Annotated in this window: 10 protein-coding genes; 7 read left to right on the top strand and 3 right to left on the bottom strand. The window is 57.3% G+C overall.

The genetic code is table 11. The features are described from left to right. Positions 1-14 precede the first annotated feature (14 nt). Positions 15-1,835, top strand: a complete 1,821-nt coding sequence (gene atzF / locus BMY49_RS03225) for an allophanate hydrolase (RefSeq protein WP_062372563.1) — start codon at positions 15-17, stop codon at positions 1,833-1,835. 50 nt (positions 1,836-1,885) lie between these two features. On the opposite strand, the gene BMY49_RS03220 is transcribed toward atzF, so the two are convergent. The 3 genes from BMY49_RS03220 to BMY49_RS03210 are packed head-to-tail and all read right to left on the bottom strand — an operon-like array spanning position 1,886 to position 5,639. Then, positions 1,886-3,043, bottom strand: coding sequence for a hypothetical protein (locus tag BMY49_RS03220; protein ID WP_074210435.1), 1,158 nt, complete (start codon positions 3,041-3,043; stop codon positions 1,886-1,888). Beyond that, the gene (leuA, locus tag BMY49_RS03215; protein WP_074210434.1) at positions 3,044-4,750 is read right to left on the bottom strand and encodes a 2-isopropylmalate synthase; all 1,707 of its coding nucleotides are present in this window, start codon (positions 4,748-4,750) and stop codon (positions 3,044-3,046) included. Between the two features lie 16 nt (positions 4,751-4,766). Next, a complete protein-coding gene (locus BMY49_RS03210; RefSeq protein ID WP_054641007.1) occupies positions 4,767-5,639 on the bottom strand; it encodes an ion transporter in 873 nt (290 codons plus the stop codon). A 160-nt stretch (positions 5,640-5,799) separates the two neighbouring features. On the opposite strand from BMY49_RS03210, the gene BMY49_RS03205 reads away from it, so the two are divergent. From BMY49_RS03205 to BMY49_RS03180, 6 genes are read left to right on the top strand one after another with little or no spacing between them, the layout of a single operon-like run. Continuing rightward, on the top strand, positions 5,800-8,631 hold the full coding sequence (locus BMY49_RS03205; protein ID WP_044629078.1) for a monovalent cation/H+ antiporter subunit A: 2,832 nt from the start codon (positions 5,800-5,802) through the stop codon (positions 8,629-8,631). Continuing rightward, complete coding sequence (locus BMY49_RS03200) at positions 8,631-8,963, top strand: Na+/H+ antiporter subunit C (RefSeq protein WP_044629077.1); 333 nt, start codon at positions 8,631-8,633, stop codon at positions 8,961-8,963. The genes BMY49_RS03205 and BMY49_RS03200 overlap by 1 nt, the downstream gene beginning before the upstream one ends. Next, positions 8,960-10,471: a monovalent cation/H+ antiporter subunit D gene (locus tag BMY49_RS03195; protein ID WP_089674827.1), complete on the top strand. Its 1,512-nt coding sequence runs from the start codon at positions 8,960-8,962 to the stop codon at positions 10,469-10,471. The genes BMY49_RS03200 and BMY49_RS03195 overlap by 4 nt, the downstream gene beginning before the upstream one ends. Beyond that, complete coding sequence (locus BMY49_RS03190) at positions 10,468-10,965, top strand: Na+/H+ antiporter subunit E (protein WP_044629075.1); 498 nt, start codon at positions 10,468-10,470, stop codon at positions 10,963-10,965. The genes BMY49_RS03195 and BMY49_RS03190 overlap by 4 nt, the downstream gene beginning before the upstream one ends. Beyond that, complete coding sequence (locus tag BMY49_RS03185) at positions 10,959-11,228, top strand: K+/H+ antiporter subunit F (RefSeq protein WP_044629074.1); 270 nt, start codon at positions 10,959-10,961, stop codon at positions 11,226-11,228. Before BMY49_RS03190 ends, BMY49_RS03185 begins: the two co-directional genes overlap by 7 nt. Positions 11,229-11,250: 22 nt before the next feature. Then, entirely contained in the window at positions 11,251-11,637 is a 387-nt protein-coding gene (locus BMY49_RS03180) for a Na+/H+ antiporter subunit G (protein ID WP_074210431.1), read from the top strand. Positions 11,638-11,698: the final 61 nt, after the last annotated feature.

The raw sequence follows: 11,698 nt of genomic DNA, 5'->3' as shown, positions 1-11,698 counted from the left end.
TTAAGGAATTTATTATGACGCTTCCTATTGCACTCGATATTGCCAGCCTGCATGCAGCCTACCGTAGCGGCAAACTCACCCCTTCTGATCTTATCAGTCAGCTGTTGGCAGCGGCCGAAAACCACGGTAAAGAGCCCGCCTGGATTACCCGCTTAAGTCGCGAGCAGTTGGCGCCCTATTTACAGCGCCTAGAAGGTGAGTCACCGGAAACGTTGCCGCTTTACGGCATTCCCTTTGCGCTGAAAGACAACATCGACCTCGCAGGGATACCCACCACTGCGGGCAGCCCGGCCTATGCTTACACGCCCTCGGAAAACGCTTTTGTGGTGCAGCAGTTGATCGATGCGGGCGCTATTCCCATGGGTAAAACCAATCTGGATCAGTTCGCCACCGGGCTGGTAGGCGAGCGGGCGCTGGAAGTTTATGGCACCCCTGCCAATGCCTTCGACCCAACGCTGGTGCCTGGCGGCTCCAGCAGCGGCTCTGCGGTGGTTACAGCCGCTGGCATGGTCAGTTTTGCACTGGGCACCGATACGGCAGGCTCTGGCCGCGTGCCTGCATGCTTTCATAACTTATACGGAGTTAAACCGAGCTTGGGGCTGCTTAGCACCCGGGGCGTGGTACCCGCTTGCGCCACACTGGATACCATTAGCCTGTTTGCGCTGACCGCTGACGATGCCGCAAAGGTGCTGGATATTACCGCAGCCTATGATGCCGAGTGCGCTTGGTCGCGCCAGCATGACTTTGCCGTACACGGCAAACGCTACGGAAAAGCGCCCGCTACGTTTCGCTTTGGAGTGCCACTGGAATCCCAGTGGCAAACCGATGCGGCCTATACCCAAGGCATGCACCATGCAATTGCTGAGCTTGAAGCACTGGGCGGTGAAAAGGCCGAGCTGGACTGTTCGCCGTTACTGGCTGCTGCGCGCTTACTTTATGAAGGCCCCTGGGTGGCCGAACGCTACCATGTTATTCGTGAGCTAATGAAGAGCAACCCGGATGCGGTACACCCGGTGACTTTCCAAATCACCCAGGGTGGGGCAACGCCGCTGGCAGTAGACGCCTTTGATGCGCGCTATAAACTCGCTGAATATAAGCGCCAGGCCGACGCACTCATTAGTCAGGTGGATGTGATGCTCACGCCTACAACGGTGACTCACCCAAGCAAGGCCGAGGTGGCAGCGGACCCTATCGGTGTTAACTCCCGCCTGGGTACCTGGACCAACTTTATGAACCTGCTCGACTATAGCGCCCTGGCGGTGCCAGTGGGATTTAGCGAGCGCGACCTACCGGTGGGCGTCACGCTGTTTGGGCCAGCATTTGCAGACTTAACGCTACTCTCCCTCGCCCGCGCCCTTGAAGCGCGCCTAATGCTACCGTTAGGCGCAACCAGCATTCCACACCCGCCTTTAGAGGAACTACCCGCTCCTGCCCAGGATGGCAGCATGGAGCTGGTGGTGTGCGGTGCGCACTTAAAAGGCCTGCCGCTTAACCATCAGCTCACACAGCGGGGTGGCGTATTGGTGAGCACCACCCACAGCGCCCCGCGCTATAAGCTCTTTGCTCTGGCAGGTGGGCCTCCAAAGCGCCCGGCGATGCTTCGCGACGACACCGGCCAAGCCATTGAAGTAGAAGTTTGGCGTTTGCCTATCGAAACCCTGGGCAGCTTTTTAGCGGGCATTCCTGCCCCGCTCGGCTTAGGCCAGGTGGAGCTTGCCGACGGCAGTTGGAAGTGTGGCTTTATCTGCACCGCGGGGGCGCTAAATGAAGGCGGTGAAGCTGAAGACATCACCGAATTTGGCGGCTGGCGGGGGTGGTTGGCAAGTCAATCTTAACGCTGATATACAAGGCCCATGCACATGTAAAACATTGCGTATGGGCTTCTTTACACAAGCTCCTTCGCTTGCTCTTGAGTTCGCTTGCCAAGCGAACGATTAGCGGCTTTAAAACATACCCGCATCAGTGGCATCAACAGCCACAAAAGTGGTGTAAGTAGCCAGCGATAAATAAAGCGCGCAATGAACATTACCGGTAATAGCACAATTAACCAGACAAGAAACTGCCCGAGCCACGTTGGCCAGCCTAACCACTGAGATAGATTGGCACCCAATGCACTGACTAGGCTGGGGTGGCGAATGACCACATAAGCCGTGCCGGCTACCGCTGCAACTTTGGCCATGCGCGGCAGCGTTGCGAAGCGCCCGCTTGTGGCAACGATCCCTTGACGCACACCCGTGCGAGCGGCCTGTGCCTCAACGCTTCCCACACGAGCCGTACGAGCGGCTCTTCCAGCGCGGAGTACTTTCACGGCACTGGCCATTACCAGTAGATCAACACCCGCCCAGCCCAGATCGCTTGCGCCTATTGCCTCGCCACGCCGCCACTGGCTTTCCAGATCACGTAGGCCGCTAGTAAAAAAGTCGCCTACGCCGGAAACCAAGCGTTCGCCCTGCAGCCACGCTACGTTGCCTTCGTCATCCACGACAAACTGGTTGAGCAGCCCATGGCCGTTGCTGCCGAGTAACGCGATACCCATCTGGCCACGCCGCAAAGGGGTTAGCTCGGCCATGGCCGCCTCTACGTCTGCGTCACCTAGCTCATTGGTATCCGATGGCTCATCGCCCCACCAGCGGCTGACTTGCTGATAGCGCACTCCTATCCAGTGCTGAGCGCGCAGCGTCGTCACGTCGTGATCGCGGAAGTAGCTGATAGGCAGCACGGCATCCGCTCCGAAGCGCACCAGCACCTGTTGGAATTGGGGCGATAACCCATAGTCGAGAAGCGTGCTTCGAGCGATATCACCGTGACGTAATATCGCCAACGCGGCGCTCATCCATAGCGCTTGATCCGACGCATAGTGAAGAAACAGTGCGTTGATCTCAGCAGACTCTTCTTGAAACGTGGGCTCAAGAGCGGGCAGTGCCCGCTCTACTTCCAAGCGTACCAACGTCTCTTCAAACGGCTCATGGGAGGCCGTCTGCGAGAACAGCCCAGCCAGGGCCATGGCGACTAATACGATGAACAGCCAAGGCCGTTTGAGCATTTACCCCAGCGACTCCGCCGTCACATTGGCAGCAGGCGCTTGGGTAGAGTGATGGCGATTGATTGCACTCAGCACACCTTTCATGGAGGCACTGGTGATACTTTCATCGGTGCCTACGCCGAACACGGCTTTGCCATCAATACGCACTTCCACGTACGCGATCGCTTCGGCATCCGCCCCTTGGCCGCGGGAGTGTTCATGATAGTCAATGATTTCGACCTCTTGGCCGCTCGCCACCAGCGCCTTGATGAACGCGGCCAGCGGGCCGTTGCCTTCACCGGTCAGGGTCTGGCGTTGGCCGCCGTTTTCGACAATAGCCTCTAGCGCGACTTTGGGGCTATCTGGCTCGGAGGAAAGACGGTGATTCACCAGTGCCAGCGGTGACCGCTGCTCTAGATACTCATCGGCAAAGGCTTGGTAGATCATTTGTGAGGTGATCTCTTTACCGGTGCGGTCCGCCACTTCCTGCACCACTTGGCTGAACTCGATGGAGAGCCTGCGGGGCAGCTCGATACCGTGCTCCTGTTCTAACAGGTAAGAGATGCCGCCTTTGCCTGACTGGCTGTTCACGCGGATAACCGCTTCGTAGCTGCGACCTACGTCCAGCGGATCGATGGGTAGGTAGGGAACGTCCCACGGCGCTTCTGGATGGGCGCGACGGTCGGCCATGCCCTTCTTGATGGCGTCCTGATGCGAACCGGAAAACGCCGTGAACACCAGGTCGCCCACGTAAGGATGGCGCGGATGAACCGGCAGCTGGTTGCAGTACTCCACTTCGCGCATGATCGGCGTGATATTGGAAAAATCGAGCTGGGGGTTTACCCCTTGGGTATACATGTTCATCGCCAGCGTGACGATATCTACGTTACCAGTACGCTCGCCGTTGCCAAATAGCGTGCCCTCGACGCGATCCGCCCCCGCCATCAACGTGAGTTCGGCCGCCGCCACGCCGGTGCCGCGGTCGTTGTGCGGATGAACGCTAACGATCAAGGTATCGCGCTTTTTGACATGGCGACAGAACCACTCAATCTGATCAGCGTAGTTGTTGGGCGTAGCGACTTCGACTGTGGCTGGCAGGTTGACGATCATTTTGTTGTCGACGCTGGGGCCAAAAGTGTCCATCACCGCTTCGACGATCTCGACCGCGAACTCCATCTCCGTGGTGGTGAATAGCTCGGGAGAGTACTGGAAGGTCCAGTTCGTTTCCGGGTTGGCCGCCATCAAATCGCGAATCTGCGCGGTGGCATCCACAGCAATTTGGATACACTCGGTTTTATCCACGTTGAACACCACCCGGCGGAACATCGGGTCGGTGGCGTTATAAACGTGCACGATGGCGTTCTTGACGCCTTTCAGCGCTTCGAAGGTGCGTTCAATCAGGTGCGGACGCGCTTGGGTCAGCACTTGAATGGTCACGTCTTCGGGAATCTTGTTTTGCTCGATCAGCGAGCGAACGAAATCAAAATCGGTCTGCGATGCAGAGGGAAAGCCCACTTCGATCTCTTTGAATCCGATCTTCAACAGCATGTCGAACAGGCGCTGTTTGCGCTCTTGATCCATCGGGTCAATCAGCGACTGATTGCCGTCGCGCAGGTCAACGCTACACCAGATGGGCGGTGTTTCGATACGTTGGCTTGGCCACTGGCGGTCAGGCAGATCCACGGCCACGAAAGGGCGATACTTTTTAGAAGGGTCGGACAACATCATAGCGGCGCTCCTGTCGTTAATCTGTTTTAGCGGAATCAGTAGGACTATTGGGGGGAGGCGAAGCTGTATTTCGCTCTGCCAACGCGGCTTCCATACGATCGAGCTGCGCTTTGAGCGAGTGAACGTCGCTACGCAGTGCCTGCAGCTGTGCAGGCTCCCCTTCGCCACTGTCAAAATCGAGCTGGGCACTCTCTTTCTGCATCACGTCCAGCACAATACCAATCATCATATTAAGAAAAATAAACGCAGTAAGGAAAATGAACGTCAGGTAGTAAATCCAGCTCCAGGCATATACCTCCTGGGTGGCGTACATCACGTCCGTCCAGTCTTCAAATGTGGCGATACGAAACAGCGTTAACATGGCAACGGAAATGTTGCCCCACAAAAACTCATCCACGTTGTGGAAGAGAAAACTACCCAGCGCCGCATAGATGTAGAAAATAATAAACATGAGCAGCACCACGTAGCCCATGCGGGGAACCGATTTCACTAGCGCGCCCAGCAGCATCTGCAGCTCTGGAATCATCGACACCAGGCGCAGCACGCGGAAAATGCGTAGTAGCCGCGCCAGCAGCACCATCTCTGAATCGTCCATAGGAATCAGACTGGCGGTGACGATTAAGAAGTCAAAAACGTTCCAGCCCTTCTTAAAAAAGCTGACTAAGTTGCGCTCGGCTGCCATTCTGATCAAAATCTCGACCAGGAAAAATACTGTGACTGCGACATCCAGGTAGAGCAACCACTGCTCAATTCGAGAGGTTTCTTCGTAGGTTTTCGCGCCAATGACCAACGCAGAAATGACGATAATGGAAATCACTACTCCCTCAAAAAGCTTGTTACTACGCAGCTTTTCAAAGCGGGCTTGCCAGGTATTGAAAGGTTCACTCATGGAACAAGGAGTCTCTAAACGGTTAACGTCAACACTTTATACTAAAATCACACACCTTCCATACAAGTGATATCCTGTTGTTTCACTTGATGTATCTTCGCCTCCAGGGCAACCCTCTTTGCTCTGGCGATTTTTTTGATTTTTTGCGCTGGATGACCTCATGACACTGCTGTGGATCGCCTTACTGCCGTTACTGGGCGTACTGGTGCCGGCACTGACTGCCCAACGCGGCCGCACTTGGTGCTCGCTCGCAACGGGCATACTGCCAGCAACAGCACTGCTACTTACGCTGCTGCAAATACCTGCCCTGATGGAGGGTGAAGCGCTGCGTTTTGCTGCCACCTGGATGCCCGCACTCGGCCTGGAGCTTGCGTTTCGTCTCGATGGCCTATCGCTGCTCTTCAACCTGCTCATTTTGGGCATTGGGCTATTGATTCTATTGTATGCCCATTTTTACTTGGCAAGCGATGAGCCTTTTGGACGCTTTTACGCCTTCTTGATGCTGTTTATGGCCTCGATGGTCGGCATCTCGATGTCCGATAACCTCATCTTGCTCTGGCTGTTTTGGGAGTTGACCAGCCTTTCATCGTTTCTACTGATTGGCTTTTGGTCCTACCGCAGCGATGCCCGTAAAGGCGCGCGTATGGCGCTGACGGTCACCGGCGCAGGCGGCCTAGCACTGCTAGCAGGCTTACTGCTGCTGGGCGATATGGCCGGTAGCTATCGGATGGATGACGTGCTGGCCAGCGGCGCCACCATCGTGGCTGATCCGCTTTATCCGCTCATGCTCGGGCTTGTACTACTGGGCGCGTTCACCAAATCTGCCCAGTTCCCGTTTCAGTTCTGGCTCCCCCACGCCATGGCAGCCCCTACGCCCGTCTCTGCCTACCTGCACTCAGCCACGATGGTAAAAGCGGGCATTTTCCTAATGGCTCGTCTACACCCTGCCATTGCGGATAGCGCGCTGTGGAGCGTGGTCGTGCCACTGGTGGGTACTATTACGCTGCTCTACGGCGCGTGGTTTGCGCTGTTCAAAACCGACTTGAAAGGCATTCTGGCATTTTCGACCGTTAGCCACCTAGGCTTAATCACCGTTCTGCTGGGCATTGGCAGCCCCATGGCCGTGTTGGCTGCGCTGTTTCATATTCTGAACCACGCTACCTTTAAAGCGGCGCTGTTCATGAGCGCGGGCATCATCGACCACGAAACCGGCACCCGGGAGCTGAAGCAGCTTGGCGGGCTCAGAAAGGCAATGCCCGTCACCGCACTGCTGACCACCTTAGCCGCCGCCGCTATGGCGGGGGTGCCGCTGTTTAACGGTTTCCTCTCGAAAGAGATGTTCTTTACCGAAACCCTCGCCACTCCAGTACTCGGCGGTTTGAGCTGGGTGCTGCCCGCCCTGGCGACGCTGGGCGGCATTCTCTCCGTCGCATACTCACTGCGGCTGGTTCATGCGGTGTTCTACAAACCCGCCCGCGAGCAAACGCCGAAAGCTCCCCACGAGCCGCCCCACCTGATGCGCTTGCCCGTAGAGCTGCTGGTGGCGCTATGTGTGCTGGTGGGTTTATTCCCTGCCTTTTTCGCGACGGGCATTTTGGAATTAGCCACTCAATCCGTTCTGGTCGAACCGTTGTCGTTCCATCTCGCCATCTGGCACGGCGTGAATTTGCCGCTGATGATGAGCTTGCTGGCCTTTGCAGCGGGCATTGCCATGTACTGGCGTCATGCCGATCTGCGCCGCTTTGTGCAGCCCTTCGCCAGTGTGGATGCGCGTCGCGTGTTCGAGCGGTTTATCATCACCGTGGGCTATCGCGCCGAGCAGATCATCACCAAGCTGGAAGGCAACTCGCTACAGCGCTATATGGGATGGTTGCTGGGTGCCGCCCTGCTGATGGGGCTGATCGGCCTTGCCAGCGTGCAAGAATTGACCGGCACCAAAGGCAACCAGCCGATAGATGGCGTGGTGCTGCTAGGCGCAGGCATGCTAATTTTTGGTGGTATTGCCACCGCAGCGACTCACCGCTACCGCTTAATTTCGCTGCTGATGCTGTCAGTAGTAGGGCTCTTTGTCGCCCTCACCTTCGCACGTTTCTCGGCCCCTGATCTCGCTTTGACCCAGCTATCGGTAGAAGTCGTCACCATGATTCTGCTGATGCTGGCGCTATTCTTCTTGCCACAAAAAACCCCCACCGAATCGAGCCCGTTGCGCAACGTGCGCGATATTCTGCTAGCCGGTGCGCTAGGGCTGGTGGTCGCCAGCTTGAACTACGCGGTGATGACCCGAGAAACGCTATCGATCTCCAACTTCTTCGTGGAGAACAGCAAACCCGGTGGCGGCGGCTACAACGTAGTCAACGTCATCTTGGTCGACTTCCGGGGCTTCGATACCCTGGGCGAAATTACCGTACTGGCCATTGCAGGCCTGGCTATCTTCAAGCTGCTCAACCGCTTGCGTCTGTTCATGCCCCACAGCGACGGTGAAGGCCGTGCTTGGTCGCCGGATCGCTACCCGGCCATTTTGACGTCTATCTCAATGACGCTACTACCACTGGCGCTGCTGGTCTCGGCCTTCATCTTCTTACGCGGCCATAACCAACCCGGCGGCGGCTTTATTGCCGGTTTGATCACTGCGGTTGCGTTGATCCTGCTGTACATGGCGCGGGGCGTTGAGTGGGCGCAGGAGCGCCTGAACTTCCCCTTCCAGCCGGTCGCCGTGGTGGGTGTGGCCATTGCCACGCTCACCGGGCTAGGCAGCTGGCTATTGGGCTATCCCTTCCTGACCTCGTCGTTTGGGTATTTCAGCCTGCCGCTGATTGGCACGTTCGAGCTTGCCACGGCCCTGCTGTTTGACCTGGGTGTGTACCTTGCAGTGGTAGGTGCCACGCTGATGATTCTGGCCAACCTGGGTAAGGTGACGACACCACACCGCCCGGTGACCGACCCGAAAACGTCAGACACCCACGACACGCCGAATGAAAAGGAATCCCACTAATGGAAATGCTCTACGCCATTACTACGGGCATCTTAACCTCCTGCGGGCTCTACCTGACGCTGCGTGGAAGAACGTTCCCGGTCGTTGTGGGCCTGACGCTGCTCTCCTACGCGGTCAACCTGTTCCTGTTCTCCATGGGCGGGCTGACGACGGACGGTGCTGCGCTGGTGAACGAAGGCTCTCAGTTTGCCGACCCGCTGCCCCAGGCGCTGGTTCTCACCGCTATCGTCATCGGCTTTGCCATGACGGCGTTCGTCGTCATTCTTGCCATGCGGGCGCGCAGCGAAGTGGGTAACGACCACGTGGATGGTAAAAAGGAAGACCGCGAATGATTCAGCATCTAATTGTGTTGCCCGTGGTACTACCCCTGGTCGCGGGTATTTTATTGCTCTACCAGCGCCAGGGGCTGGCGCACTACAAGCGCGCTGTGAGCGTTATTGCCACCCTGCTTCTGCTGCTGGTGTCGATTGCCCTGGTGCGCCAAGCCGCCAGCGGTGAGATCACCTATTACGCCCTAGGCGACTGGCAGCCACCGTTTGGCGTAGTGCTAGTGCTCGACCGCCTCTCCGCGCTGATGGTGCTGCTCACGTCCCTTCTCGCCGTGGGCGCCGTGGTGTTTGCCTGCGGTGGAGACGACGAAAAAGGCAGCAACTTCCACGGTTTGTTTCAGTGGCAGTTGCTAGGCATCAACGGCGCGTTTTTGACAGGGGACTTGTTCAACCTGTTCGTCTTCTTTGAAGTGCTGCTGCTGGCCTCCTACGCGCTGCTGCTGCACGGTGGCGGCAAAGCGCGCATTCAGGCAAGCGTTCACTATGTGGTGCTTAACCTAGCGGGCTCGTCGCTATTTTTGATTGCCGTGGGCATTCTGTATGGGGCCACCGGCACGCTCAATATGGCGGATATGGGCTATAAGCTTGCTAGCCTGCCCGCCGAGCGCGAGGGCTTAGTGACCGCAGGCGCGCTAATGCTGCTGGTCGTCTTTGGCCTCAAAGCCGCTATTTTGCCGCTCTATTTCTGGCTCCCCCGCGCCTATGCGGCGGCCCCTGCCCCGGTGGCAGCGCTGTTTGCGATCATGACCAAGGTGGGCATCTACGCCATTCTGCGGGTCTATTCGCTGATTTTTGGCGAGCAGGCTGGCGGACTTGTGGCGCTTGAGCAGCCTTGGGTGTGGTGGTTAGCACTAGCCACCTTGGCAGCCGCTGGCGTTGGTGTGATGGCCGCTCGCGACCTGCGCCTGCTGGTAGCCTACTTGGTGCTGATTTCGGTCGGCACGCTACTGGCGGGCGTCGGCATGCGCTCGGTAGAGGCCACCTCCGCTCTGCTTTACTATCTCATCCATACCACGCTAGTCACTGGTGGCCTGTTCCTGCTGGCTGAGATGATTGGCCTGCAGCGCGGCAAGCCGGGTACGCGCATCGTCAAAGGGCGCCCGCTGGTTCAGGGTAACGCCCTGGCGATCACCTTTTTCATCGGTGCGATTGCCGTGGTGGGGATGCCACCCCTTTCAGGCGCGCTGGGTAAAGCGATGGTGCTAGTAGCCGCAGAAGGCACTCAGCGCGTGTGGCTATGGCCACTGCTGCTGCTCGCCAGCCTAGCATCACTCATCGCGCTCTCCCGTGCAGGCTCTACGCTGTTTTGGCGCAGCCACCGGGGTAGCCCAAGCGGTAGCTCGCTATCCCGTTACCAGTGGTTCGGCATGCTCTGGCTACTCAGCGCCGCGCCTTTACTGGTGGCGTTTGCCGGGCCGGTGAGCAGCTATACCCAAGCCACCGGCGAGCAGCTCGCCAACCCACAGCTGCTAATTAAAACGCTGCTGCCTGATGCAGGAGAGATGCCATGATTACCCCTCGCAAATGGCTGCCCACCCCAGTTCTTTCGATACTGCTGCTGTTGGTGTGGCTGCTGCTGGTGCGCAGCTACGCCTTTGGCCAGCTCGTTCTGGGGGGTGCGCTGGCTATTCTGATCCCTTTGTTAACCCACCGCTTTTGGGATGCTCGGCCACGGATCAGCAAGCCTATGATGCTGCTGCGTTTTGGCCTGCGGGTATTGGGCGATATCGTCACCGCCAACTTTGAGGTCGCGTACCTGATCGCTAACCCATGGCGCAAGCTAAAGCCTCACTTCATCGAGTATCCGCTGATGTTGGAGGAGCGTTTTACCATCACGCTGCTGGCCAGCACGATCAGCCTGACCCCGGGCACCGTTTCGGCCAACCTGCGAATGGATGGCAAATCCCTGCTGATTCACGCACTGAACGTGGATGATGAAGAAGCGCTCATTGAGCAAATACGCGAACGCTACGAACGGCCGCTCAAGGAGATTTACGAATGCTGAGTATTGCGCTCTATATCACCTTAGCGCTGGTGGTGATGGCCCTACTAATGAACCTTTATCGGCTTACCGTAGGCCCCGATCTCCCTGACCGGGTACTGGCGCTAGACACCATGTACGTCAACTCCATCGCGCTAATCGTATTGCTCGGCTTGTGGCTCAACAGCAAGACTTACTTTGAGTCAGCGCTGTTGATCGCCATGCTCGGCTTTATCAGTACGGTAGCCGTGTGCAAGTACATTCTACGCGGGGATATTATTGAATGAGCCCGATCAATGAGGTGCGTTTATGCCATTCTTAGTTGAAGCGCTGATTTCCCTACTGTTAATAGCCGGAGGCGTGTTTGTGTTTATAGGCTCGCTAGGCATGGCCCACCTGCGCGATTTCTATATGCGCCTACATGGCCCTACTAAAGCCACTACGTTGGGCATCGGCTGCATGCTGATTGCCTCCATGGGGTATTTTTGGAGCGTCGATGGTAAGCCGGATATCCAAGAGCTGCTGATTACGCTGTTCCTGTTTATTACCGCCCCAGTAAGCGCTCACCTGCTGGCCAAAACCGGCTTGCATATGCAGTTAAAGCACAGCCAAAAAACCCAGGGCAAACCGGTCGAGTTGCGCCCTGAAGAGGTCGGCGAAAAGCCGGTACCTCACCCGGACAAAGGGCACGGCTAAGCTTCGCTGCCCTATTTGCTCAAGCGCTGGCAACCGCCAGCGCTTTTTATTGCCCGCTATG

The organism is Vreelandella aquamarina, assembly GCF_900110265.1.
In the GTDB taxonomy this organism is placed as follows: domain Bacteria; phylum Pseudomonadota; class Gammaproteobacteria; order Pseudomonadales; family Halomonadaceae; genus Vreelandella; species Vreelandella aquamarina.
This window is presented reverse-complemented; position numbering and strand designations above follow the sequence as displayed.